Consider the following 26,378-nt stretch of genomic DNA (forward strand, 5'->3'; position numbering starts at 1 on the left):
TAAATCCTCCCTAAATTATGCTTTTATTGTAATTTTTGAATTCGGTCCCATTGGCTTACAATATCCGTTACACGCACGCCAAAGTTCTCGTCGATTACGACAACCTCGCCCTTGGCAATCAGTTTGTTGTTAACCATAATGTCCACCGGCTCCCCGGCAAGCTTGTCCAGTTCAATAATTGAACCTTGTGAGAGCTCCAGAATATCTTTAATTTGCTTTTGGGTCCTTCCTAATTCTACGGTGACTCTAAGGGGAATGTCCATCAATAAATTTAAATTGTTTTCATCCACTTGCGGAAATCCACCGGACTGCAAGTTAGAAAATTGTACAGGCTGCACATTTACATTGCGCCCTGGCGGTACGGCTCCGTAATGATGAGGCGTTCCATAAGGCACTTGCGGCGGTACACCTGCTGGCATTCCATAACCCGGCGTTCCATACCCTGGAGCGCCCTGCTGCCCATATCCCGGGTCTTGAGGATACATCGGCGGTTGCTGCCCATAGCCTGCATCTTGCGGCACCTGCGCGGCTGCAGGCGGCTGTTGGTAGGCTGGTGCAGACGGCGGTTGCGGAGTGCTAGCTTGTGTCGGCGCTTCGGGAGCAGCTGTTGCAGCTGCCTGCTGTGCGGACGCTTGCGGTTGCTCGTCATCCTCTCCGCCATTCATTAAGATGCTCACCATCTTTTTGGCGAAATTAACAGGTAACAGTTGCATCAGTGTAGAGTCAATCAGATCTCCAATCAATAACCGGAAGGATACTGTAATCAGCGTCTCTTCATCTGGCAGGCTGGATACTCCATCACCGTGCAGAGGATCCAAAATATCAATCCCTGGTGGAGAGATATTAACAAAACGATTAAACATGGTAGACATAGAGGTCGCAGACGATCCCATCATCTGGTTCATCGCTTCCTGCACAGCACTGATGTGAATTTCATTCAATTCTTCATCTGCCGGATTTCCTCCACCACCAAGCATTAAATCCGCTATAACCTGCGCATCACGCTTTTTAATTACGAGCGAGTTAATGCCTTCAAATCCATCGACATAATTTACATGTACGGCTACGTGCGGCTTTGGAAATGCAGTTTCAAATTCAGAACGTGTAATAATTGAAACTTTAGGTGTCGTAATATCCACCTTTTGACCGAGCAGTGTGGAAAGAGCCGTAGCTGCGCTGCCGAACGTTATATTACCGATTTCCCCGAGAGCATCTTGCTCCAGGGAAGTCAGAAAATCGTCAACGGTCTTGCCTGCGGGAGTAGAATCCGTCCCCGCTTCAGACTGTTTCAGCAAGGCATCAATTTCCTCCTGGGACAAATAGTCTTTACTCGTCAATTTCTTCAACTCCTTCGTTGACAATTTCATCAATTTGTACGGCAACACGATCTCTTACCATGCCGGGACTTCCCATAAACTTCAATCTCTCGCCTACCCGGATGGATAGTCCTTCTTTGACTGGCTTGTTCAATGAAATGACATCCCCTACCGAAAGGCCCAAAAACTCAGCTACATTTATCCGGGATTCACCCAACTCCGCAATAATAGGAAGCTCTGCTTTGGTGACCCGTAATCTCAAGGCGTCTATCTCTTCAGGCGCCCTTGATTTCTTTTCGGATGTAAACCACTGGTGCGTGGACAGTCTGGCCATAATAGGTTCCAATACCACGTGCGGGATACAGAGGTTAATCATCCCTGTGGTATCACCAATTTTGGTGCTAAGCGAAATCAGAGCAATCGTCTCATTCGGCGAAACAATCTGCATGAACTGCGGATTTGTTTCCATAGCCTCTAGACGTGGTTCAATGTCCAGTACCGTTTTCCAAGCCTCTTGCAGGCTATCAAAGGTACGGCTGAAAATTCGCTCCATGATCGTCGTCTCGATTTCGGTCAATGCGGTAACCTTAGTTGGTGCCGAACCTGTTCCTCCGAGAAGCCTGTCCAGCATGGCATAAGCTACGTTCGGGTGAACCTCAAGCACCATTCGACCTTCCAGTGGTTCAGCTTCAAAAATGTTTAGAATGGTCATTTTCGGAATGGAGCGAATGAATTCATCATATGGAAGCTGCTCCACCTGAACGACATTAATTTGGACAAAAGTACGAAGCTGTGCTGAAAAATAAGTGGTCAGATACCGGGCAAAGTTCTCGTGTATCCGCGTCAGACTTCGTATATGGTCCTTGGAAAACCTAAGCGCTCTCTTGAAATCATAAGCGCGAACTTTCTTTTGGGTTTCTTCCTTTTTGAGTTCTTCCGCATCCATTTCACCGGACGAGAGAGCTGCTAAAAGGGCATCAATTTCCCCTTGTGACAGTACATCCACCAATGTTATTCACCCCCTTACGTGTTCCTGACAAGATCACCTGGAATCAAATGGCTGCCAGCAAAAAGTCTGTAATTTTGGCGTTCCCCAGGTGACCTTCAGGGAGCGACTTGTTGATGAGATCCGTCAGCTTGTCACTGAACTGATCCCGGCCTTTAGCCGTTCTGAGCTCATCAGGTTTGGTGTCTGCAAGTAATTGAATAACGATGGGCTTAATACTGATGTCCTTAATTTTTTCAAAAGCTTCTTTTGCTTTGGCATCATTCAATTGAAAAGCAAGATTCATCTGCACAATGTAATCTGCGTCTGCCAAATTCGTTTTGATACCGGTAATTTCAGAGCTTACTTCCACCAATTCATCTGCTGACAATCTTGGAAGTTGTTCTGCTTGAGCGGCTTGCGCATTCGGTATGACTTCCGACTTCTTCCCGCTAAGCGCTGGTATAAGTACAAAGGCCGCGCCTGCAATCAAAGTAATCGCGAGTAAAATTGTAATGAGCCATGGCAGCATCTTCTTCATTCGTCTTCCTCCATTTGTTGCACTTTTATCGTGGCGGCATGCATGCCGATTTCACGGCTGTAACTCTTGATCAAGGAGACGACATCTGCCGCTTTTTCCAATACAATCAACCGTTTCCCCGTCACCAAAGTGACGTATGTATCCGGTGTTTCCTCCACAGTCTCAATGAGCAGCGCATTAAGCCACATAGGCGAGCCGTTCAGCCGCGTTAACGGGATCATCGTAACACCAACCTCCTGATAGGTGCGGAGGAGCCTCTACTCCTCCGCGTTTAAATGAGATTATCGTTTCAAGTTTACAACTTCCTGAAGCACTTCATCCGAAGTCGTAATGATACGTGAGTTCGCTTGGAATCCACGCTGAGCTACGATCATTTCGGTAAATTCGCCTGTCAGGTCAACGTTGGACATTTCCAGCTGACCCGCGATGATAGCTCCACGCCCCTCTGAGTTGGCTGCTCCAGGCTCAAGTTCATCAATGTTGGAGTTGACCGTTGTACGATACAGGCTGCCTCCAATTTTCTCCAAACCTTCCGGGTTAGTAACTCTGGCTATACCAATTTGCGTGCCATTATTCACTGTACCATCATCTAATTGCTGTACAATCGTGCCATCCTGTGAGATAGAGACTGCCGTAACATTGTCTTCAAGTGTGATTGGATCTCCATCCAAATTTCCCACAAAAAATCCATCGGAAGTCACCAGATTCCGGTTTGCATCTATGTGGAAATCACCCGCACGAGTCAGATAGGGAACTTCCTGTGCATCATTCATTTTGACCAGGAAAAATCCGTCACCATTAATCCGCAAATCCGTTGGGTTATTCGTGGTCATCGCACTACCTGGAAGATGCAGTGTATCAATTGAGCTAACCGAGACCCCCAAACCTACCTGCTTGGCATTTTGACCTGCAGTTGTCGTAGCATCAGGTGCACTTGCGCCCGAGCTGGTTTGGCTCAAAATATCCTTGAACATCACTCGGCTGGACTTGAAGCCTGTAGTATTTACGTTTGCAATGTTGTTACCGATAACGTCCAGCTTTGTTTGAAAGCCCTTCATGCCCGATACACCTGAATACATTGATCTCAACATTGAGTATAAATCCTCCTCTGATTGGTTGCTTAGTTGGCCGCATCAGTCGATCCGCGGCTTTTTCATGGCTTTCCTATTCGGGCCAGCCACTTTTTATGAAATAATTACAGCACTATCTATCTGCGTAAATACGTTATCCTCCATGGACTGCTTGTCCATCGCAGTAACAACTGTTCGATTAGGCACACTAACAATCAAAGCCATATCTTGCATTAAAATCAAAGATTCTTTAGCGCCCTTGGCAGCAGCCTTATCCACAGCAGAGTTGATTTTCGCCATTTGGTCACTTCTCAACTCTATTCCTCGCTGCTCCAGTCGCTTGGCTGCATGGTTGCTGAGCTTGAGCACCTGTTCCTGCAACACCTGACCAAACGGCTTGGTGTCCTTAATTACCGAATTTACTCGGTTTTGAGAAATCGCTGCCGGAGGAACGTTGGTAGGAAAAAGGCGTCCGACCGTTATCCTGTCATTCATGAGTTCTCACCGCTTCCAGTAGAGGAAGAAGATGTAGTATCTGACGTATCAGTAACAGGAGCCGTTGTGTTAGCCTGGCTTACTGATGTTACATCTTTTAATGCCACCTCAGCCGCTCCCATTTTGGCATACTGCACACCGTCGCGAATAACGATGGAATCTACGATTCCACTTTTCACTGTACCTGCGCCTGCTTCACCTGTAATGGAATCCTTTTTACCCGGCTCAATCCAGCTAACTTCTTTTCCTATCAAACCAGAAGCTGTACCCAAAGACTGTCCCAATGCAGTCAACTGCGTAGATATGTTCATCAGTTGTTCCACCGAGGAAAACTGTGCCATTTGAGCGACAAATTCTTTATCCTCCAAAGGCTGCATTGGATCCTGATTTTGTAGCTGAGTGATCAATATCTTTAAAAATTGATCTTTACCCATCGTCTTAGTATCCTTGGCGCTTGCTGTTTTGACATTATTCACATTGTAATTCGGCCAGACGTTACTGGTGGATACATTGTTGTCTGTAGTCGTCATTGTGTTCTCACCTCCATCATTACGCTTGTGCTGTAAAGGAGCCTGTCCGATTCATGTCATCTGCGCGATGTTCTGCTGTCCAGTTACGAAGCTCTTCTGTCATTTCAGCTACTTTCAAAGCATCCTCGCTCTCTTCTCTACCTCGAGCTTTAGAACGTTGGTTAGATTGCTGCTGCTGATTAGCTCCAGAACCGCGTCCATCCTGATACATATGGGAGGATAGCGACTCATTGTGCGTTACTTCTACTTTATCCACTTGAATACCTTGACTCTGAAGACTCGTACGCAACTGAGACATTTGCTGTTCCAGCAGATCCTTCGCCCCGCTATGCTCAGTCATAAACTGGGCAACCAGATGGCCGTTTTGCATCGTCAGCTTAACCTCCAGCTGGCCCAGATGATCTGGACGAAGCATGATGGTCGCTTCTGTCAAACCAGTGTGCTTTACAATATCAAGTTTCTGCACTACAAACTCAGTCATCTCCTTGGCAAATTGTCGTACATGTACGACTGGTTGAGCCGGAGCCGAAGGTGTTGTTCCCTGCGTTTGTACCGAAAGCTGCCCCGCAGTCGTGATCACCGGAGTCTGATTATCAGTTGCCGACGGATCCGCTTGCTCAGCTGCATCTACGAATGTACCCGCTTCATCCGTTACAGTCGTTTTAACTGCGGACTGAACGAGAAGATTCGTTGATGAACGTTGTCCTTCTGAGCCTTGCTGGCTAGTTTCACCCTGACTTGCTTGCTGCTGAGGAGCAACCTGTTTGTTTGTAGATGCTGCAGTTAATGTCTGAGCACCGTTTGCCCGTTGTGCAGAAGGCTGAATCACTTGTGAATCTCCACTATCAGCAAGTTCCACAGCTTTCAATACTCCATTCCACTGCTCATCGGAAATAGCTCCAGTCCCAGCTGTTGCGCTTTGAAGCGATTGTAGTAACTGTGTCACCTTAGCCTTTTGGTCGCCCGAAGCCTGCTCTGCTACATTGGCAAGTTGTGACAAAGCGTCCTGTAATGCAAACCGAAGAGTTGCCGGATTAGCTGCCAAGGCTGTTAAGCCTGTAGCCTCTGCCGTTTCCCCGCCGTCTGCCTGTTGATTGGTTCCATTGCCTTGCAAAAACTGTTGTACTTGCTGAATCCATGATTGTAAAGCTGCAAGCAGCGCAGGATCGGCAACTACCTGATCATCCAACTTTTCGAGATTTTGCAGCAAAGGAGCCAATGTTTCAACAAGCGGCTCGGTTGGAGCTTCCGCAGATTCTCCGTTTGCAATAAGCGGTAGTACCATAACTAATGGAGAACCATTCGCATCTGTTCCAGCCGAGCCTGTTTGCCCGCCTGTCATCATTTGCGTTAGTGTTTGATTAAAGGCACCCGTGGTTGCTCCAGCAGCCGTGGTTGTACTTGTTGCTGACGCTGTCGTACTGCTAGCTGTTGGGCTAGAGCTAAGAGATACACTTTGAGAAATAAGGGTCATATATTTTTCACCTCCCTTCAATTTTAAATTACTTACTGCCCATCAGCTTATTCAAAATTTTCGCGGTCTGACCTGCATCCTTCGCAGACATATTTTGCAGTAAAGAAGCACGTGTCGAATCATCTACTGTATTTAATATGTTTAATGCCTTATCTGGACTGATTTTGTAAGTTTGTAAAATAAGTTCGGCACCACTTTTCTTGTCCATGGAAGCAAATGTGCTGCTGATTTGAGTACTTTGCAGACTTTTACTCGTCGTTCCAGCTGTACTACCCTGATCCTTTTTCAAACGGGACTGCAACGCCGCTACCGATAAATCCGTAGATGGCGTTACGTTTTTCAGAGCCATCGTAATATCCGCTGCTTTTTTAGCGTCCATCTTTTGCAAAATCTTCGCACTGTTGGCAGGGTCCATATAACTTAACAGCTGCACGGTCTCTTCCGTAGTCAGATTCTCCATAATCGGTGCAGCTTTACTTGCCGTCATTCCTTCATACATGCTGGCAAGTTCTCTGGTCTGTTTTACATAAGGATCTTCATTTGATGTTCCGTCTGTAGTTTGCGTACCTGCTTGTCCCTGCTGCCCAACCTGTCCCTGTTGACCCGTCTGCGACTGTTGTTCCTGTTGCGTTTGCAGTGTATTGACCTGATTTTGAAGTTCAGTAACCTTTTTATCTTGTGTCGTTTTAGCAGCCGTAGCCTTTTTGAGTTCTTCCGTCTGCTTGGCTAAATCCGCTTTTAACTGCTGAATGGTTGCTTCAGAGCTTTCAGACTGTGCCTTCTGATCTGCCTCTTTTGTCTGGGTTGCCTTATCCTTCGGTTCAGGAATCCAATTTTTAACAATTGGTATTTTGTTCCCTAATGAGATCATTTCGCTTCTGAAGTCCATATTGAACAGTGTGAGCAAGACCCCGACCAGAACAATTGTGAAGACAATCGGAATCAGGAAAAACATAAACCGTTCAAATCCCCCGCCTGATTCTTTCCCTAAATCCATATCCAGTTCATTTTCTGCTAACTTCTGTGCCATCGTCTTCCTCCTCAGGCAGCTGATATGCGTATCCTATGACGTTCCGCTTACCGGGCTTTCATGGCAAATCGCACGGAAGCCATTTCATCCAGCTCATTCTGCTCGCGCAGGAGCATTTCCTGTTGGAATTTCACGTTGGCCTTCTCTCTCGCTTTCAGCCAAACTTGTTCATCCAGCATTTTATCGGTCAAAACGGTTTGTTTGCTTTGCACATTTTGCTGCGCATATTGAACATCCCTATGCTTGCGTGTAATACATTGGTCCAGATGATTGACATAAGCTTGTAATTCCTGAATGCTAGAGAGTGGCGCGCAATCTTCGGCAGCCTTTTGAATGGCGGATATGACCCGATTCCTTTCGCCTATAAGCTGTGTTAATGTCTGCTCCTCAACCTGCAATTGTCCAACAGCACTGGAAAGCAGCCATTCGGCCTGTGACTTTTCGTTCGTTTTCAAGTCTACAACTTTTTGAAAGGAATACTGAAATCTCATCGTTCAACCTTCATCTCCTCGTAAATTCAGAAATCAAACGTTCTCGTACTTCGTCCAGTTCAGCCTTTTCATCCGTTCTTTGTCTTGTAAAATCCCATATATCCCGTATGCGCTCCATAGATTCGTCAATTTCTGCATTCGAACCCTGTTGATAAGCCCCAATGTTAATCAGGTCCTCTGAATCTTTGTAAATGGCCATCAAGCGCTTAATGTTTTCGGCAGCATCTATCTGATCTCGTGGTGCAATGTCCTTCATGACCCGGCTAATACTTGCTAACACATCAATTGCAGGAAAATGTCCTTTGTTCGCAATCCCGCGATTCAAGACAATGTGTCCATCCAATATCCCACGCACCGCATCCGCGATGGGCTCGTTCATGTCGTCACCATCAACCAACACCGTATAAAAGGCGGTTATAGAGCCAGTAGGTCCTGTCCCTGCGCGTTCCAGCAGCTTAGGCAGACTAGCGAACACAGATGGAGTGTATCCTCTCATTGCTGGTGGTTCCCCTACTGCTAGACCGACTTCACGCTGGGCCATCGCATACCGGGTAACTGAATCCATCATTAGCATGACATTCAACCCGCGATCCCGAAAATACTCCGCTATCGTCGTTGCAATAAGTGCACCCTTAATGCGGATCAACGCAGGTTGGTCGGAAGTTGCCACAATGACTACAGAGCGTTCTAGTCCCTCTGGGCCCAAATCCCGTTCAATAAAGTCCAGCACCTCGCGTCCACGTTCTCCGATCAGGGCAATTACGTTCACATCTGCTTCCGTATTACGGGCAATCATCCCCATCAAAGTACTCTTACCTACACCCGAACCCGCAAAAATACCAACCCGTTGTCCTTTACCAATCGTAAGCAACCCGTCAATTGCACGTACTCCGATACTAATGGGTTCCTGCACACGCGGACGATTCAGCGGATTGGACGGTATATTGAAGGTTGAATATCTCGCCATTCGCGAGGGAATCAGTGATCCGTCCAAAGGCTGACCCAAACCATCCAGCACCTTGCCTAACAGCTCCGATCCAACCTGCACGTTCAGCGGCTTCCCTGTTCCTACGACATCACAACCAGGACCAATGGATTGTAGTTCTCCAAGTGGCATCAGAAGCACTTTATTGTCTCTGAAGCCAACAACCTCTGCCTGCAATGGCTTTGCCGCTTTGCCCGGATAAATATAACAAACATCCCCGATACTAGCGTCTGGACCTTCCGATTCAACCATCAAGCCGATAACCTGTGTAACCTTGCCATTCACCCGAACTGGGTCCAGCTGTCGCAAATGATCCATGTAGCGCTGCGCATTAAGCCCCTTCATGTCTTCGCTCCTCATTTTCATGTGCCAGACGCAGTAGTTCCTTTTTAATCTCAGCTAATTGCGTATCGATCCGGGCGTCCACACTTCCAAAGGAAGAACGAATGACGCAACCGCGATCCCTTACGGTACCATCAGGAATAATTTGCAGTTCTGCCTGCGAATCGACAGTTAATGACAATTCTTCCCGCGCACCTTGCACAAATGCGAAATGCTGAGGCGACACACACAATGTAATGATTCCTTTTTCTCGCTTACGAGCCAAATTTTTGCGAATTAACTCAATCGTATATTCCGGTTCAAGACTAAGCTGTTTTTCAATCACCTTCTCGGCAATCGCATTACTCAGTTCAACCAGAAAAGGCTCGGCTTCCTGAATCAGTTGTTCCTTAATCTCATAGGCCTGACGCAGAATATCTTGTGCTTCTTCCATCATCTGCTCCGATTTCGTCTGAAGCTCAGCCTCGGCCAGCTTCTGGCCTTCTTCATATCCTTGCTGAAATCCATCTGCTTTTATCGACTGAATCAACTGATCGTCATGTTCGCGTCGTTCCTGCCACCAATCTTCAATCTGCTGCTGTGCTTCCTGAAGCATTCGTTCCGCTTCTTCAGCCGCCTCGCGCACCTGACGTTCGGCAAAGTCCTTAGCATCATTCAGCATTTCATCTCGGAGCCGTTCTGCCTCATAATCTCGCTGAGGCTCCGGCTCCGTATATTCGGTTGTGATTTCTTCATCCGTCGTTTCTGACACGTACGTATGTGCCACATCAATCGTTTTCAAAGCCTCTACAGGCACATATTGGAAAGATTTAATCAAGTTAGACAATGATGTCATCTCCTCCGCCGCGTGCGATTATAATCTCACCGGCCTCTTCCAATCTGCGGATCGTTGATACGATACGTGTTTGTGCTTCTTCCACATCACGCAGCCGCACCGGTCCCATGTACTCCATTTCCTCTTTGAAGGTTTCTGCCATACGTTTCGACATATTTCGGAAAATCACATCGCGTACTTCTTCACTGGACACTTTAAGCGCCAATTGCAAGTCTGCATTGTCGATATCGCGGATAATGCGTTGAATGGACCGGTTGTCCACATTGACGATATCCTCGAAAACAAACATTCTTTTCTTGATTTCCTCAGCCAGTTCAGGGTCTTGAATTTCAAGCGAGTCGAGAATTGTACGCTCGGTTCCGCGGTCTACGCCATTCAAAATCTGAACGATAGACTCGATACCGCCTGCATTCGTGTAATCCTGCGTCGCAGTTGCCGAGAGCTTTTGCTCCAATACTCTCTCCACTTGAGAGATGACTTCTGGAGATGTACTGTCCATGACAGCAACACGCCGGGCCACTTCTGCCTGCTTTTCCTGTGGCAGGGACGATAGAATTGCCGCCGCTTGCTCGAACTGCAAGTATGAAAGCACGAGAGCAATGGTTTGCGGATTCTCATTTTGTATAAAATTCAATATCTGGTTCGGATCCGCCTTACGAGCAAAATCGAAAGGTCTCACCTGTAATGTCGCTGTCAAACGGTTAATGACCTCAACAGCTTTTTGTGATCCGAGCGCTTTTTCCAATATTTCTTTGGCGTAATTAATACCGCCTTGGGAAATGTACTCCTGAGCCAGGCAAATTTGATGAAACTCGGCCATAATGGAGTCCTTTTCAATGGCATCGACCTTCCGTACATTGGCAATTTCCAATGTAAGTTGCTCGATCTCTTCATCACGCAAATGCTTGAATATTTGAGCAGATACTTCTGGCCCCATTGTGATCAAAAGAATAGCTGCTTTCTGTCTTCCCGTTAAACCTTGACTGCTTGCCTTTGCCAATGAACTCACCTCTATTCGTCAGCCAGCCATGTACGAAGCAGATTGACGAATTCGTCGGGTTTCTTTTTCGCCAGACTTTCAAGCTGTTTACGCACTTGACTTTCATTTGTCACACTTTCCATCGTAATGGACGGGAATTCCGTCGGCGTTGGCATGAGTTGCAATTCTTCATCCAACTCTTCTTCCTGATTACGACGACTGCGTACGATGAAGAAGATTACACCCGCCAACAGTGCCAGAACTGCAGCTCCGATGCCCCACATCCACGGGTTGGAAGCTGAGAAGAATGTATTGGTACTCGTAGGCGCCGGAGCAGCTTGCGAGAACACTGAAACCTTTTTAGCCAAATCAGCGTCTGTAAAAGTAGTACCGGAATTCGCAAGCGACGCTCTTACAATATTAACCAAAATGTTTTGAATTGCTGTCTGAGTTGCAGTATCCAACGTTTGCTGACCTGTTGGTGGTTCAACTGCTACATTAATGGTTAAATCTTTTACAGTGTACGGGCTTTGGATAATATCCCTTGCAATTCGGTTAACTTCGTAGTTAATCGTACTTGAGCTCTTATCCGAACTGGTATTGCCGGAATTGGCTCCTCCAGGGTAACCCGGGACATCCTGCGTTCCTGTCCCTGCAACTCCTCCAGTCTGTCCACTACTGCCCGTATAACTTTCCTGAATTTGTTGGGCACTGATTTCAATACCCTTCATTTTCGTTTGGTCAACAGGTGTGACCATTTGTTCCTTTGATGTTACTTTGTCGAAATTTAGCTGGGACATAACCAGCACGTTTACCTTGTCGTCTCCAACAATTTTCGACAAAAATTGTTGGACATTATTCCTTACATCGCTCTCAAACTTCTTCTGTAGAGCCATGTTTTCCTGAACACCACTCGTGAGTCCGCCTTGGCCGCCCTTGGCCGTTGGAATTAACTCATACTCCTTATTGGTGATCGTAATGTTTTCTACTGGCAAATTCGGTACAGCCGTTTTTACCAGGTTAAAATATCCGTCGATCGCTTGTTGATTGGGAGTAAAACCAGGTTCGAATTCCATTTGAACCGAAGCAGAGGCTTTGTCCTTTTCTTCAAGTCCGGCAAAGATGTTTTCCTTTGGCATATTAATGACAGCTTTGGAGCTTTGGACACCGTCCATCCGTTCCAACAGTTGCTGTACTTCGCCGTTCAATGCGTTATTGTACTTCACATTGAACTCGTTCTCCGTCATGCCAATGGCCGAGGAGGACTGGTCAAAGGCGCTCATGCCGATTGACCCCTTTTGTATCAGCCCTTGGGACCCAACATCTACCTTCGCCTTATCTGCACTAGCGGTTGGGACTGAAATTTGTGTCCCACCAGCATTAAGCTGATACGGTATACCCGCAGAATCGAGATATTTAATGACCCCAGCGGCATCATTTGCATTTAAATCCCGGAAGGCCACTTCATATTCGGTTTTGGTAAACTGCATCGTTAGCACTACAATGGCGATAATGATGAATGCTAATGTCGAAACAAGTAATATCTTCTGTTTTTTGCTGAAATTATTCCAATACCCGGAAATCCTATCCCGGTATTGGGCGATTCTCTCGTTCACTCCGTCACCCCATCCGAAACTTTGCTAAACCCTCACTTTACATCTGTGTACGCATGATCTCCTGATAGGCTTCGATCGCTTTGTTTCGGACCTGTGTAGTAAGCTGCAGGGAAAGCAGCGCTTGTTGTGAAGTGATCATGACTTGATCTACATCAACTTTGCCTGCCATGAATTGGTCGGACATCTGGTGTGTAGCGGCTTCCTGCTGCCCTACTTCATTGAGGGCATCCTTTAGGAAGGAGCCAAAATCCTTCAAGGATTCGGAAGGCGTCGCTTTCGTCAACTCATTGTTAGGCGATTGAATCTGCTGTATTACCGGTGTCTTTACGTTAAACATGGCGTTCTGAATCATGTTTTACTCTCCCTATTAAGTAGTTAGTAGTCCTGGAACTTAGCGGCCGATTTCAAGCGCTTTGGAAACCATCGCCTTTGAAGCATTCAGAGCTGTTACATTGGCTTCGTATGAGCGTGTTGCGGAAATCATGTCGACCATTTCTTTCATTATGTCTACATTAGGCATATATACATAGCCATCTTTATCAGCGTCCGGATGACCCGGATTGTACACTGGCTTCAAAGGTGACTGATCTTCCTGAATTTGCGAAACCTTAACGCCAGCGGCGCTTGTACTACTTCCTTCCATTTGAGCCTTCAAAACATCGGCAAAGCCAGATTGGTTCGGCTCCAAAACAACCGTTTTTCTCCGATATGGAATTGCTTGTCCATTCTCTACCTTCGCCCGAGTCGTCTCTGCGTTGGCAATGTTGCTCGATATAACGTCCATCCGCAACCGCTGGGCCGTAAGAGCAGATGCACTAATATCAAAGCCGTTGTTAATCTTCACCTCGTCCTATCTCCCTTCTACCGCTGTTCTCATCATTTTGATGCGCTCATTAATTTCTTGGATGTAGGTATTATATCTTAGTTGATTTTCAGCCATAAGACTCATTTCTCTGTCTATATCTACGTTGTTCATGTTGTTATTCATGACTGAGTACCCATCTTTGGTGACCGTGGCATCAGGAATGGAGTTCACAGGTCCTATTTGGAAATGTCTTGAATTGGTTACTTTTCCACGCAATGGCGTGACATCACCGTCCATTTGCTGCTGAAGCAGTTCTTCAAATGAAACCTCCGAACGCTTAAAATACGGGGTATCCGCATTGGAAATATTATCGGCCATCACACGTTGTCTCGTATTGGCCGCCTGTACACCTGCCTGAAGCTTTTGAAAGCTTATATCACCCAGCAGATTCATTTAGCTCCTCCCTCCAGCGTCTACTCCAAAGTAAGATTCAATAAAACAAGATTTTTCACTTTTTTTCGACAATAAAATTTCATAATTATACATTTCTTTTAGGTCTTAAGTAGAAAATCTTAACTTTCTGTCATATATTCTAAGTTTCGTAGAGTTGGGACCTAATTACAATAAGAAAAAAGCCCTATCTTTTTTAAAAAAGAGGGCTTTAGATGCATAAAATGTTAAATTTTTCAGGTTTTTTTCAAGAAAGTGAATGTTTTCTTAGCACTTTACACCTGTAAAAGATTATACGTCCTACTTTTGGAATAGACAGAAAAATCATCAACTTAACCTGTGTCTAGGACTAAACGACGGTGCAAGATAGTGTTATTCTGGACCACACACCCTATTTTTAGAGACTCAGTTCACAAAATATACTGACTAAGGTCCCTGTTTTGGGCAATATCTCCCAGCTTCTCACGCACATATTCCGGGGTGATAATCATACGATCCAATGTAAGCTCTGGTGCTTCAAATGACAGATCCTCCAGCAGCTTCTCTAGGATGGTATGCAAACGCCGTGCGCCGATATTTTCGGTGTTGCGATTAACGGACTCGGCAATACTAGCGATCTCACGGATCGCTTCCGCAGAAAATTCGACTTCTATATCCTCGGTGCGGAGCAGTTCAGTGTATTGCTTGGTCAGCGCATTTTTAGGCTCCGTCAATATCGACACAAACTCATCCAAGGTCAGGCTACTTAGCTCCACCCGGATGGGGAAACGACCTTGAAGCTCTGGGATCAGGTCTGATGGTTTAGCCACATGAAAAGCCCCTGCAGCAATAAACAGAATGTAATCTGTTCTTACCGGGCCGTATTTGGTCATAATGGTAGAGCCCTCGACAATAGGTAAAATATCGCGCTGGACTCCTTCTCTCGACACATCTGGGCCACTTCCCTTGCCTTGGCTGGCAATCTTATCTATTTCATCAATAAAAATAATACCCGATTGCTCAGCACGCTTCACAGACTCCTGAATCACATCATCCATATCGATCAACTTGGCTGCTTCATCTTGAATCAGTACCTTGCGGGCTTCCTTGATTGGTAGCTTGCGCTTCTTCGTCCGCTTAGGCAGGAAACTCCCGAACATCTCCTGCATATTCATACCCATTTGTTCATTCCCTTGCCCAGCAAACATATCGAGCATATTGGGTGCGGTATCCTCCACATCAATCTCTATGACATCATCCTCAAGCTTACCAGACAACAGATCAAATTTAACCTTACGTCGCTTCTCTGCTAAGGTTCCGTCCTGTTGTGGCGGTTCTTCTTCTACCGAAGTCCCTGTGTTATTGCCAAACAGCATTTCAAAAGGGTTTCGTTGTGATTTATTTGACTTTTCTGCAGGTACAAGGATATTGACAATCCGTTCATTTGCCATGTCCTCTGCTTTGTCTTTCACATTCTCTGTTCGTTCCGACTTGACGATACGGATAGAGGTTTCCATCAGATCCCGCACCATGGATTCCACATCACGACCGACGTAACCCACTTCTGTAAATTTGGTCGCCTCTACCTTGACAAAAGGAGCCCCCACTAGCCGCGCAAGTCTACGTGCAATTTCAGTTTTACCCACACCTGTCGGTCCGATCATCAAAATATTTTTGGGCACAATTTCATCCCGAATATCATCCGGCAGTTTACTACGCCGATAACGGTTGCGCAAGGCAACAGCAACAGATTTTTTAGCTTCCTTTTGTCCGACAATATACTTATCCAGCTCGGATACCACTTGTCTGGGCGTCAACGATTGATTATTCATTTTGCATTCCTCCACCCTTGAATACTCAGAGCCGATTTACAATTCTTCCACGATAATCTGACTGTTCGTATACACGCATATTTCCGAAGCAACCTCTAACGCTTCCCGTGCCATGTCCTTTGCTTCCATACCAGAGCCATGACGTTTGAAAGCACGGGCAGCTGCCAATGCAAAATTACCACCTGAGCCAATGGCCAACACATCATCGTCAGGTTCAATAATTTCTCCGCCTCCAGAGATGAGCAGCATCCCGGACGAGTCCATCACAATCATTAACGCTTCCAGCTTGCGTAGTACACGATCCTGCCGCCAGTCCTTAGCCAGTTCTACAGCAGCCCTTTGAAGATTGCCGTGATGTTCCTCCAGCTTATTTTCAAACTTTTCAAACAATGTGATAGCATCGGCCACCGAACCCGCAAATCCCGCAACGACCTGACCACGATACAATCTACGTACTTTTTTAGCCGTCTGCTTCATCACAACACTGTTGCCGAACGTTACCTGCCCATCACCCGCAATAGCTCCTTTGCCATTATGGCGTACAGCACAGATGGTGGTAGCATGAAAGGACATATCCATAACGCGCTCCTCCTTTTCCTTCATCCTTATGCCTGTACTTCTGTTGACATAACTCCCGTTTGGTTGATATAACCGCGCAAACTTTCCAACGCGCGATTTGCGAGAGCTTCATTCTTTTCCTTTTTGTTACGAATGCGTGTCTCCAGCTTTGGAAGAAGACCAAAGTTTGCATTCATCGGTTGGAAATGTTTGAAGTCAGCAGTTGTAATATATCGTGCCATACTGCCTAGTGTCGTTTCCGCAGGAAATACGAACATTTCCTGTCCACGTGCTGCTCGTGCTGCATTTATACCAGCCAGCAAACCTGAGGCCGCCGACTCCACATAACCCTCTACACCTGTCATTTGTCCGGCAAAGAACAGATTACTTCTTCCCTTGAACTGATAAGTTGGGTGAAGCTGTTGTGGAGAATTAATAAAGGTATTGCGATGCATCACACCGTAACGTACAAACTCTGCCTCTTCGAGTCCCGGAATCATTGAAAACACACGCTTTTGCTCCCCCCATTTGAGGTGAGTCTGGAAACCAACCAGATTATATAGCGTACCTGCAGCGTTGTCTTGTCGAAGCTGAACAACTGCATAGGGTAGTTCCCCTGTATGTGGATTTACAAGACCTACAGGTTTCATCGGTCCGAACAATGCCGTTTGTTTCCCGCGCTGCATCATCACTTCGATAGGCATACAGCCTTCGAAGTAGATTTCTTTTTCGAACTCCTTGACTTGTGCCACCTCAGCAGTAATTAAAGCCTCATAGAAAGCATCAAATTCCGCTTCGTTCATCGGACAATTTAAGTAAGCTGCTTCTCCTTTATCATAACGGGAAGCCAGATAGACCTTGCTCATATCGATGGAGTCCTTCTCTACAATCGGAGCTGCCGCATCGTAGAAATAAAAATACTCCTCTCCCATCAGCGTTTTGATCTGTTCTGACAAAGCTGGAGAAGTTAATGGTCCCGTGGCAACGACCACAATACCGTCCTCTGGGAGTTCCTGAAGTTCTTCATTAACGACCTCGATCAAAGGATGTTGATGAAGCGTATCTGTAATATGACCGGAAAATCCATCACGATCCACTGCCAATGCCCCACCAGCTGGAACAGCATGGAGATCTGCCGCACTCAGAACCAAAGAGTTTAGTATTCTCATTTCTTCCTTCAATACGCCTACTGCATTCGTCAGACCGTTCGCGCGCAAGGAATTACTACATACAAGTTCGGCAAATTTATCTGTATGATGTGCGGGTGTTTTTACAACCGGTCTCATTTCATATAATTTAACTGGCACTCCACGGCTTGCAATTTGCCAGGCAGCTTCGCTGCCCGCCAAACCTGCTCCGATGACCGTTACCTTTTGTAGTTCACTCACTTTTAAATCCCCCTGCTATCTTTGTTCTTAAGAAGTCTCTACACTCTCATCGCTCTCTTCCAGCATTTCGCTGTGATCGCAGACGGTGCAGTTGAGCTTCGTCCCCTGTTTAGTACGTTTTTCGACCATTAGGCCACTGCAACTTGGACAAGGCTTAATGGACGGTTTATCCCAGGATACAAAATCACATTCTGGGTAGCGGTCACATCCGTAAAAGACACGTCCTTTTTTACTTCGTCGTTCGACGACATGTCCCTCACCGCATGTAGGACAATTCATCCCGATATCCTTGACAATTGGCTTGGTGTTACGGCAATCCGGGAAGGCAGAGCAGGCCAGAAATTTACCAAAGCGGCCTAGCTTATATACCATTTGACTGCCACACTTGTCACAGATAACGTCGGATACTTCATCCTTGATCTCAATTTCTTTCATTTCTTCTTCAGCCACTTCCAGACGCTTTTCGAATGACTCGTAAAAGTCACTCAACACCTTGACCCAATCACCTTCGCCCTCTTCGACGTGGTCAAGATCACCTTCCATATTCGCAGTAAATTCTACATTCAGAATCTCTGGAAAAAATTCTTCCATCTGCTCAATGACCAACTCTCCCAGCTCGGTTGGGAAGAATTTCTTTTCCTCAATAGCGACGTAACCGCGCTTCTGAATGGTTTCCAGGGTCGGTGCATACGTGCTCGGGCGTCCTATACCCAATTCCTCCAGTGTCTTCACCAGTCGTGCTTCCGTATAGCGAGGAGGCGGTTGTGTAAAATGCTGCTTTGGTTCAACCGATTCCTTTTTCAGTTTATCGCCCGGCTGAAGTGGCGGCAACAGCTTATCTTCTTCGGTTTTACCGTCGTCATTCCCCTCCACATACACTTTCATGAAGCCTGGAAAGCGAACCTTCGAACCGGCTGCCCGGAATATCGTCTCGCCTGCTTCAATATCAACGGACAAAGTATCCATAATAGCGGAAGCCATCTGACTCGCCATAAAACGTTCCCATATCAGTTTGTACAATCGGAACTGGTCTCTACTCATAAAAGGCTTAACGGTTTCCGGATCACGCAAGGCGGAGGTTGGACGAATCGCTTCATGCGCATCCTGAGCATTAGCCGATTTTTTTGAATACTGACGAGGACTTTCAGGCACAAAATCTTCGCCATATTTTTGAATAATGACCTCTTTCGCTTCCTCTTGAGCCGAAGTAGCGATCCGTGTGGAATCCGTACGCATATACGTAATCAGACCCACAGTCCCTTCTTTACCTAAATCCACACCTTCATACAGCTGCTGCGCTACAGACATGGTTTTAGATGCCCGGAAGTTGAGCTTTCGAGCCGCCTCTTGCTGCAAGGAACTTGTTGTGAATGGAGGAGACGGATTGCGTAAACGCTCCTTCTCTTTCACATCGCGCACCTTGTAAGACGATTTTCCGATAGCTTCTAACACTTCTTGTACATCCGCTTCGCTAGAGAGCTCTTTCTTTTCGCCGCGTAGCTTATGGAATTTCGCTTCAAAAGTGCTGTCCTTAATAGCTAGTTTAGCTGTTATCGTCCAGTATTCTTCCGGTACAAACTCATTGATCTCGTTTTCCCGGTCCAAAATAATTTTCACTGCAACCGACTGTACACGCCCAGCTGACAGACCCTTTTTTACCTTTTTCCAGAGCAATGGACTAATTTTGTAGCCGACAAGTCGATCCAATATCCGTCGTGCCTGCTGCGCATTGACCAAATCCATATTGATCTTGCGTGGGGTTTTAAAAGCATCTTTGACGGCCTGCTTCGTAATTTCATTAAACACCACACGACAATCCGCCGTATCGTCCAGTTCCAGCGCATGCGCCAGATGCCAAGCAATAGCCTCACCTTCGCGATCCGGGTCAGCCGCCAGATATACTTTTTTTACTTTTTTTCGGGCATCCTTTAACTCTTTTAGAATGGAGCCTTTACCTCGAATGGTAATATATTTGGGATTAAAATCATTTTCGACCTCTACGCCGATCTGGCTCTTAGGTAAATCCCTGATATGACCCATGGAAGCCTTGACGATATATTTGCTGCCTAAGTATTTGCCGATCGTCTTCGCCTTGGAAGGCGATTCCACGATGACGAGTGAATCCGCCATAGGCTCTTCCTCCTCTCAATTACTCACATGAATATGATAGACTTCCTGAAATGTGGTGAGTATAGTTCGTTAGTACGAGCTATAAATTCAACACATTTCAGGAAGTGGGGAAGGAGTAGGTATCCGCGATGCGGATAAACGCCATGTTTCCCTCCACCTATGTTTAAAATTGAATTTTGCGCATTTACTAACTAAGGATTTGACAAAAACAACTACTAAATAAGCTTGTATTTTGTGCCCGCTAGTTGAGCGATCCTTTTTTTTATGATTAACGATAACAGAACTGCGTGTAAAAGTCCAAAATCCCATGCCGTAGCATCAAGCAGTTCATCCAGTGTCATGGTTCCTTGTTCCAGCAGCACCACCACACGATTTTCCTCAGAAGTCTCACTTTCTGATGCTTTGGAGATCTTCTTAAGATTAAGACTCTGTTCTCTATTGTATGAAGAAACCTGCCTTGTACGCAAATCTGCTTCATACTCCTCAATAATATCCGAAGCCTCAGTGACCGTTTTGGCTCCTTGCTTAATCAAGTTCAGCGTGCCTCTACTCTTCGGTGACGTAATGGGCCCAGGAACAGCAAACACATCTCGATTTGCCTCCAGCGCAGCATCCGCTGTAATCAAGGAACCGCTCCTAGCGTCTGCTTCGACAACGAGTGTCCCCTTCGTTAAACCGGCAATAATGCGATTACGTTGTGGAAACATCCCGGGATGCGACCTCGTACCTGGAGGATACTCCGATACGATCAGACCTTTACTAACCATCTCTGCAAACAAAGAGGCATTTTGGGGAGGATAAATTTGATCAATCGCTGTTCCAAGCACACCAATCGTGTTGCCTCCCCGGCGTAGGGCTGTTTCATGGCAAATACTGTCAATTCCTCTCGCTAATCCACTCACCACTGTAATCCCTGCATTACATAATTCCTCTGTTAGTATCTCCGCTGCTCTTCGACCATACGCAGTAGGAACGCGAGTTCCTACCATGGCTACAGAACATGTGTGCAAAAGTGATTTATCCCCTTTTGTATACATTACCCAAGGTGGGTCAACTGTTTCCTTCATTAATAGGGGGTAATCTTCGTCCACATAAGTTACCATACCAATATCACTGGATTGAATTCGCTGATATCGTTCATGTACCCATTCTTCATCGTAACACTGTGCCGCAATGCGTGCCTGGTTGGGACTTAAGCCTATCTCAATCCACTTTTGTTCGCTAAAATGCAGTAGCTCATGCAATCGATAATCACTCGACCAAATACGCTGAATTGTTCTTCTTCCGATTCCTTCTAACTCATGTAGACCTAATAAAAGCCATCTTTCTTCCAAACTGTGGTTCCCCCATTCATGGAAGAGTGAACCCTTCCTTATTTTGTGGCACAATGAATCATTTTGCAAGCGTTTCCCTGACAAGCCTGTCTTAACGCAAAAAAAAGCAACCTTTTCATCCCCTGTTTCAGAAGATAAAAAGGTTGCTTACCTTTCTTTCATTATACACTAGCCAGCAGCAAATTTCGATGCTGATTTACAGCCAGTATATTAATGAAGAAACACGATTTAATGTGTCGTACACAGATTCAAAATACCACGCGCTTCCAACACACTTACCAGTGTCGAGCCCATTTCGGAAGGAGTCGGCGCCACCTTGATTCCACAGGCTTCAAGCGTAGCAATCTTCTCTTTTGCCGTTCCCTTTCCGCCAGAAATAATGGCGCCTGCATGCCCCATCCGTTTGCCTGGAGGCGCAGTCACCCCACCGATAAAGCCAACCACCGGCTTCGTCATATTGTCCCTGATCCACTCGGCAGCCTCTTCCTCGGCTGTACCACCGATTTCTCCGATCATAATGACAGCATGAGTGTTGGGGTCCTCATTAAAGCGATGTAAAATATCAATAAATTCTGAACCTTTAACTGGGTCACCACCAATACCAACCGCGGAAGATTGACCTATACCTCTAGTGGTTAACTGATGCACTGCCTCATAGGTCAAAGTACCACTACGTGACACAACGCCTACATGACCCGGCAGATGAATGTAACCTGGCATGATACCAATCTTACACTCTCCTGGCGTAATAACACCCGGACAGTTAGGGCCAATCAGAACGGTCTTTTTGCCTTCCATAAAACGTTTGACCTTGATCATATCAAGCACCGGAATCCCCTCTGTGATACAAATCACGAGGTCCAGTTCCGCATCCACAGCCTCCAAAATGGAATCCGCTGCGAAAGCCGGCGGCACGTAAATGACGCTAGCAGTTGCGCCCGTAGCTTCCTTGGCTTCGCTTACTGTATTAAACACTGGCAGTTTGACCTGTTGCCCGTTTTCCAGTGTAATTTCTACCTCGGTGCCTCCCTTACCTGGAGAGGTGCCACCTACCATCTGTGTACCGTAATCAAGTGCACCTTTGGCATGGAACAACGCCGTTTTTCCCGTAATCCCCTGTGTAATCACCTTTGTATGCTTATCGACCAAAATACTCACGATCTTCACATCCCCTATCGTTTATTCGGCATATCGGAATGCAAACAGGCTATTGAACAAGTTCAACGATTTTTTGGGCACCATCCGCCATGGAATCGGCTGCCACAATATTCAAACCGGATTCCGCTAAAATCTGTTTGCCGAGCTCAACATTCGTTCCTTCAAGACGGACAACAAGCGGTCGAGTCAGCCCCAACTGCTTGGCAGCCTCCACGACGCCATTCGCAATGATGTCACACTGCATAATCCCGCCGAAAATGTTGACGAAAATACCTTCTACCTTCGGATCGGACAAAATGATTTTGAACGCTTCGGTTACCTTTTCCGTTGTTGCACCGCCTCCAACGTCCAGGAAATTGGCCGGATCGCCACCGTAATATTTGATAATATCCATCGTGGCCATCGCCAAACCTGCACCATTGACCATACAGCCAATATTGCCGTCCAGAGCGATATAGCTTAGATCATATTTAGATGCCTCAATTTCCTTCTCGTCCTCTTCATCCAAATCACGCAATTCCAGAATATCCTTATGACGGAACAACGCATTGGAATCAAAATTCAATTTGGCATCTAGCGCCATTACATTCCCATCACCCGTAACGACTAGGGGATTAATTTCTGCAATCGAACAGTCCTTGTCCACAAATGCTTCGTAAAGCGCCAGCATAAACTTAACCGCTTTATTTACCAACTCATTGGGAATATTAATCTCATACGCCAGCTTACGAGCTTGATACACCTGAAGCCCAATTGCTGGATCAACAACTGCTTTAAAAATCTTCTCCGGAGTAGCCGCAGCCACCTCTTCGATTTCCGTACCACCTTCTTCGGAGGCCATCAATACGATGCGTCCAGTCCCGCGATCCACGACAACGCCTACGTAATATTCTTTGCGAATATCACAGCCTTCCTCAATCAAAAGGCGTTTGACTTCTTTACCTTCAGGTCCGGTCTGATGTGTCACAAGCACCTTACCTAAAATTTCAGAAGCGAAAGTCCGCACCTCATCCAAACCTTTGGCAACCTTTACGCCACCCGCTTTACCGCGTCCACCAGCATGAATTTGTGCTTTTACGACCGTAACAGCGCTTCCAAGCGATTCTGCCGCAGCAACGGCTTCTTCCACCGTGTAGGCAACCTTGCCGTTCGGTACAGCCACTCCGTACTGCTTTAATACTTCTTTACCCTGATATTCATGGATATTCATTCTGGAATCCTCCTATCAACATGACTGCAACAAGGGCGGTTCACAAGGAAATCTATACTAAACCTACATCATTGTAACATGTTTTTAAAACGCTTTCCTTATAATTTAACCTCATGAATTACAGTATTTTGATATCATTATCATTCCCAAAATCGAATGTTTGGATATTATTGGATTTTATTTTTTAATACAAATTCACACAAAAAAAGCACCTCCGCAAAATGGGATTACCTAATCCGCAATGAGAGGTACTTTATTTCATTAGAATTTAAGGGCATTTTTCTTTCAGTTTAGAACAACTCATGTCGTAAGAATTCGCAAGAGCAACTGAAAGTACCTGTTATGATTTTTCAATTTGTACATTCGCTTGATGAACACGATCAAGCAGATCATTAAACTGAAGCAGAAGCGACCCAAATTGATCATGAGTCATACTTGTTTTTTCCTGTATACATCCTGGTACAGACAGGGCTTTATCCCGCAACGCTCTTCCCTCTATCGTCAAAGAAATCAGCACCTTACGCTCATCTTGAGTGGAACGCTTTCGATCGATCAACCCGGCATTCTGTAACCTCTTTAATAGTGGAGTTAGTGTGCCAGAATCCAAATATAACGCCTCACCCAATTCCTTCACTGTACACTCTTCACGCTCCCAAAGCACGATGAGCACCAAATATTGCGAGTACGTTACACCAAGCTTTTCCAGATAAGGCTGGTACAGCTTTGTAATCTCTCTGGAGCATGCATATATGGCAAAGCATAACTGGTTATCAAGTTTCAACGCTGCATCTTTATTAAAATTGTTTTCCATGCTGTCTAGTCACCTGCTTTCGTCATTATTTTAGCACATTATATAACAAAATACATTCTAATTGCCTAAAATACTTTACAAACAATAATTATTTTGATAAATTAAATTGTGTAAAATATAAATTGAGCGAGAGGCAGTGATTGGATTATGATGACCATTCAACAAAAAATGTATGAAACAACAGTAAAAGCAGTTGGTGGGCGTAACGGTTATATCGAGTCTTCTTCCCCTGAACTTCGTTTAGATATTGATACTCCAAAAGAAATGGGTGGCGCTGGTGGCGCAGGTACAAATCCAGAGCAGCTGTTCGCCGCAGGCTATTCTGCTTGCTTTGACAGTGCTTTAAATATGGTGGCTCGCATGCAGCGTGTTAAACATGAAGGTACCGAAGTCACAGCTACGGTCCATTTTGGCAAAGTCGAAGACGGCGGCTTCGGAATCGGAGTAAACCTCGACGTTCTGGTCAAAGGCGTAGATCATGAAACTGCGGTAAAACTGGTGGAAGGCGCACATGAACAATGCCCATACTCCCGCGCTACCCGCGGTAATATTGAAGTGAAACTGAACGTTTTGTAACTTAGAGTTAGAATGAAATTCACAACAAGCCCCTCAACCGTATTGGTCAAGGGGCTTGTTGTTTTTCCATCAAGTAACATGGGAGATGATGCATAATCGTATATACGAAATTGATATACTCATAGTATAATCACTATTGTCATAATCTTTTTTTCTTCTCCAGGTCTTTTTGCCTGGAGCTTTTTTTGTCCTTTTTTCCGTTTTCTCTCGTACACATATCCTTTGGAAAACTTTTCCGTAAAAATGATCGTACTGTATCTGCTAATTTTATCGCCTTTTTACATTTCGGATAAATTGGCGCTTGCTTTATCCATATGGCGGTATTGAATAGCTTCAGCCACATGTGAAGTCGTAATTTTCTCTGACTCATGTAAGTCTGCAATGGTGCGGGACAGCTTGAGAATTCGATCATACGCACGCATGCTTAAACCAAGTGCATCCATCGTCTGATTAAGCAGCTCCGCTGCATTTTGATCTAATACTGCATATTTACGCAGCATCTGACCGGACAGCTCACTATTCCATGAAAAAGGAAGCTTACTGTATCTGCGGATTTGTATTGCTCGAGCAACCAACACCTGCTTTCTCATGTCAGCAGACGACAGGGATTCTTTTTCCTCCCGCCAGTCCTTTGGTTGTGATACCTCAAGCTGAAGATCAATTCGATCCAGCAATGGACCGGAAATACGTGAACGGTATCGAGCTACTGCTGTAGGTGAACAGGTACAGCGCTGATGTTCCGTGTTATTGCCGAAAAAGCCACAGTGACACGGATTCAAAGAAGCTGCAAGTAAAAAATGCGCCGGATACTTAAATACAGCACGTGAACGACTGATTGTCACATGGTGGTCTTCCAGGGGCTGCCGCAGCACTTCTAGCACATGGCGGCTAAACTCTGGCAACTCATCTAGAAATAAAATCCCTCGGTGTGCAAGACTGATTTCTCCTGGTTTGGGTATGCCTCCTCCGCCCACCAATCCAGCAGCAGAGATTGTATGATGAGGCGCACGGAAGGGACGAACATGCATGAGATGAGGCGAGGACTCCTTCCATTTTCCTGCTGCGCTGTATACCTTGGTCACTTCTAGCGACTCCTTTTCAGTCAAAGGCGGTAGGATAGAGGGCAACCTGCGGATGAGCATCGTTTTTCCAGCACCCGGTGGTCCCATAAGAAGAATATTGTGCATTCCTGCTGCAGCGATAACTAATGCACGTTTGGCGTGTAGCTGACCCAGCACATCGCTGTAATCCTCCATATTACTGGCTAGTTCTTCTTGCTCGCACAACGGTATATGCTCTGCTTGAGGTAAATGGTCATAGGAATGGATTATAACTTGCTTACTGGCAGTACAATTTTGATCGGTCACTTGGCCGTCTGGGATGCCTTGTGCATGATCATTAACTGGGATAAGATCCGCCAGATGGTGTATAGCGTAAATACGTATATCCGTAATTAGA

At 45.9% G+C, this 26,378-nt stretch carries 27 protein-coding genes; 1 reads left to right on the top strand and 26 read right to left on the bottom strand.

The window, feature by feature from the left end; all coding sequences use genetic code 11:
• Window positions 1-23: 23 nt before the first annotated feature.
• From fliY to HFE01_RS15825, 25 genes are all read right to left on the bottom strand, one after another.
• Window positions 24-1,337, bottom strand: a complete 1,314-nt coding sequence (fliY, locus tag HFE01_RS15705; protein ID WP_044785602.1) for a flagellar motor switch phosphatase FliY — start codon at window positions 1,335-1,337, stop codon at window positions 24-26.
• Window positions 1,327-2,325 carry a flagellar motor switch protein FliM gene (gene fliM / locus HFE01_RS15710; protein WP_016820956.1) on the bottom strand — a complete coding sequence of 333 codons (999 nt, stop codon included), beginning with the start codon at window positions 2,323-2,325 and terminating at the stop codon, window positions 1,327-1,329. The genes fliY and fliM overlap by 11 nt, the downstream gene beginning before the upstream one ends.
• Window positions 2,326-2,368: 43 nt before the next feature.
• Window positions 2,369-2,842: a flagellar basal body-associated FliL family protein gene (locus HFE01_RS15715; RefSeq protein WP_013370684.1), complete on the bottom strand. Its 474-nt coding sequence runs from the start codon at window positions 2,840-2,842 to the stop codon at window positions 2,369-2,371.
• Window positions 2,839-3,063 carry a flagellar FlbD family protein gene (locus tag HFE01_RS15720; protein ID WP_013370683.1) on the bottom strand — a complete coding sequence of 75 codons (225 nt, stop codon included), beginning with the start codon at window positions 3,061-3,063 and terminating at the stop codon, window positions 2,839-2,841. Before HFE01_RS15720 ends, HFE01_RS15715 begins: the two co-directional genes overlap by 4 nt.
• Before the next feature lie 60 nt (window positions 3,064-3,123).
• Window positions 3,124-3,933: a flagellar basal-body rod protein FlgF gene (flgF, locus tag HFE01_RS15725; RefSeq protein WP_016820955.1), complete on the bottom strand. Its 810-nt coding sequence runs from the start codon at window positions 3,931-3,933 to the stop codon at window positions 3,124-3,126.
• Window positions 3,934-4,026: 93 nt separating this feature from the next.
• The gene (locus HFE01_RS15730; RefSeq protein WP_019686990.1) at window positions 4,027-4,407 is read right to left on the bottom strand and encodes a TIGR02530 family flagellar biosynthesis protein; all 381 of its coding nucleotides are present in this window, start codon (window positions 4,405-4,407) and stop codon (window positions 4,027-4,029) included.
• The gene (locus HFE01_RS15735; protein ID WP_017427927.1) at window positions 4,404-4,937 is read right to left on the bottom strand and encodes a flagellar hook capping FlgD N-terminal domain-containing protein; all 534 of its coding nucleotides are present in this window, start codon (window positions 4,935-4,937) and stop codon (window positions 4,404-4,406) included. Before HFE01_RS15735 ends, HFE01_RS15730 begins: the two co-directional genes overlap by 4 nt.
• Before the next feature lie 19 nt (window positions 4,938-4,956).
• The gene (locus HFE01_RS15740) at window positions 4,957-6,411 is read right to left on the bottom strand and encodes a flagellar hook-length control protein FliK (protein ID WP_107734242.1); all 1,455 of its coding nucleotides are present in this window, start codon (window positions 6,409-6,411) and stop codon (window positions 4,957-4,959) included.
• 28 nt (window positions 6,412-6,439) lie between these two features.
• Window positions 6,440-7,441, bottom strand: a complete 1,002-nt coding sequence (locus HFE01_RS15745) for a magnesium transporter MgtE N-terminal domain-containing protein (RefSeq protein ID WP_107734243.1) — start codon at window positions 7,439-7,441, stop codon at window positions 6,440-6,442.
• 47 nt (window positions 7,442-7,488) lie between these two features.
• Window positions 7,489-7,932 carry a flagellar export protein FliJ gene (fliJ, locus tag HFE01_RS15750; protein WP_013370677.1) on the bottom strand — a complete coding sequence of 148 codons (444 nt, stop codon included), beginning with the start codon at window positions 7,930-7,932 and terminating at the stop codon, window positions 7,489-7,491.
• A 10-nt stretch (window positions 7,933-7,942) separates the two neighbouring features.
• Window positions 7,943-9,262: a flagellar protein export ATPase FliI gene (fliI, locus tag HFE01_RS15755; protein ID WP_016820950.1), complete on the bottom strand. Its 1,320-nt coding sequence runs from the start codon at window positions 9,260-9,262 to the stop codon at window positions 7,943-7,945.
• Window positions 9,249-10,085, bottom strand: a complete 837-nt coding sequence (locus HFE01_RS15760; RefSeq protein WP_107734244.1) for a FliH/SctL family protein — start codon at window positions 10,083-10,085, stop codon at window positions 9,249-9,251. Before HFE01_RS15760 ends, fliI begins: the two co-directional genes overlap by 14 nt.
• Window positions 10,078-11,094, bottom strand: a complete 1,017-nt coding sequence (gene fliG / locus HFE01_RS15765; protein ID WP_045243858.1) for a flagellar motor switch protein FliG — start codon at window positions 11,092-11,094, stop codon at window positions 10,078-10,080. Before fliG ends, HFE01_RS15760 begins: the two co-directional genes overlap by 8 nt.
• An 11-nt stretch (window positions 11,095-11,105) precedes the next feature.
• Entirely contained in the window at window positions 11,106-12,689 is a 1,584-nt protein-coding gene (gene fliF / locus HFE01_RS15770; protein ID WP_016820948.1) for a flagellar basal-body MS-ring/collar protein FliF, read from the bottom strand.
• Window positions 12,690-12,726: 37 nt separating this feature from the next.
• A complete protein-coding gene (gene fliE, locus HFE01_RS15775; protein WP_107734245.1) occupies window positions 12,727-13,041 on the bottom strand; it encodes a flagellar hook-basal body complex protein FliE in 315 nt (104 codons plus the stop codon).
• A 39-nt stretch (window positions 13,042-13,080) separates the two neighbouring features.
• The gene (gene flgC, locus HFE01_RS15780) at window positions 13,081-13,533 is read right to left on the bottom strand and encodes a flagellar basal body rod protein FlgC (RefSeq protein ID WP_013370672.1); all 453 of its coding nucleotides are present in this window, start codon (window positions 13,531-13,533) and stop codon (window positions 13,081-13,083) included.
• A gap of 6 nt (window positions 13,534-13,539) precedes the next feature.
• Window positions 13,540-13,947 carry a flagellar basal body rod protein FlgB gene (flgB, locus tag HFE01_RS15785; RefSeq protein ID WP_017427923.1) on the bottom strand — a complete coding sequence of 136 codons (408 nt, stop codon included), beginning with the start codon at window positions 13,945-13,947 and terminating at the stop codon, window positions 13,540-13,542.
• Window positions 13,948-14,354: 407 nt separating this feature from the next.
• The gene (hslU, locus tag HFE01_RS15790; RefSeq protein ID WP_151255946.1) at window positions 14,355-15,755 is read right to left on the bottom strand and encodes an ATP-dependent protease ATPase subunit HslU; all 1,401 of its coding nucleotides are present in this window, start codon (window positions 15,753-15,755) and stop codon (window positions 14,355-14,357) included.
• Window positions 15,756-15,791: 36 nt separating this feature from the next.
• Window positions 15,792-16,334 (bottom strand): ATP-dependent protease subunit HslV, encoded by a 543-nt coding sequence (gene hslV / locus HFE01_RS15795; protein ID WP_013370669.1) that lies wholly within the window; start codon window positions 16,332-16,334, stop codon window positions 15,792-15,794.
• A 26-nt stretch (window positions 16,335-16,360) separates the two neighbouring features.
• A complete protein-coding gene (gene trmFO / locus HFE01_RS15800; RefSeq protein WP_016820945.1) occupies window positions 16,361-17,701 on the bottom strand; it encodes an FADH(2)-oxidizing methylenetetrahydrofolate--tRNA-(uracil(54)-C(5))-methyltransferase TrmFO in 1,341 nt (446 codons plus the stop codon).
• 27 nt (window positions 17,702-17,728) lie between these two features.
• Window positions 17,729-19,831, bottom strand: a complete 2,103-nt coding sequence (gene topA, locus HFE01_RS15805) for a type I DNA topoisomerase (RefSeq protein ID WP_016820944.1) — start codon at window positions 19,829-19,831, stop codon at window positions 17,729-17,731.
• 215 nt (window positions 19,832-20,046) lie between these two features.
• Window positions 20,047-21,165 carry a DNA-processing protein DprA gene (gene dprA, locus HFE01_RS15810; RefSeq protein WP_039277126.1) on the bottom strand — a complete coding sequence of 373 codons (1,119 nt, stop codon included), beginning with the start codon at window positions 21,163-21,165 and terminating at the stop codon, window positions 20,047-20,049.
• A gap of 228 nt (window positions 21,166-21,393) precedes the next feature.
• On the bottom strand, window positions 21,394-22,323 hold the full coding sequence (sucD, locus tag HFE01_RS15815; RefSeq protein WP_013370665.1) for a succinate--CoA ligase subunit alpha: 930 nt from the start codon (window positions 22,321-22,323) through the stop codon (window positions 21,394-21,396).
• Between the two features lie 49 nt (window positions 22,324-22,372).
• A complete protein-coding gene (gene sucC / locus HFE01_RS15820) occupies window positions 22,373-23,533 on the bottom strand; it encodes an ADP-forming succinate--CoA ligase subunit beta (RefSeq protein ID WP_039277123.1) in 1,161 nt (386 codons plus the stop codon).
• Window positions 23,534-23,873: 340 nt separating this feature from the next.
• Entirely contained in the window at window positions 23,874-24,344 is a 471-nt protein-coding gene (locus HFE01_RS15825) for a MarR family winged helix-turn-helix transcriptional regulator (protein ID WP_039277121.1), read from the bottom strand.
• A 147-nt stretch (window positions 24,345-24,491) separates the two neighbouring features.
• Between HFE01_RS15825 and HFE01_RS15830 the strand changes: the two genes are divergently transcribed.
• Window positions 24,492-24,920 (top strand): organic hydroperoxide resistance protein, encoded by a 429-nt coding sequence (locus HFE01_RS15830; RefSeq protein ID WP_013309874.1) that lies wholly within the window; start codon window positions 24,492-24,494, stop codon window positions 24,918-24,920.
• A 278-nt stretch (window positions 24,921-25,198) separates the two neighbouring features.
• Here the strand turns inward: HFE01_RS15830 and HFE01_RS15835 are convergent.
• Window positions 25,199-26,378: YifB family Mg chelatase-like AAA ATPase (locus HFE01_RS15835; protein ID WP_153795404.1), on the bottom strand; the 1,180-nt coding region annotated here is incomplete at its 5' end.

Source organism: Paenibacillus sp. EKM10P (genome assembly GCF_011800655.1).
GTDB classification, from domain to species: Bacteria; Bacillota; Bacilli; order Paenibacillales; family Paenibacillaceae; genus Paenibacillus; species Paenibacillus polymyxa.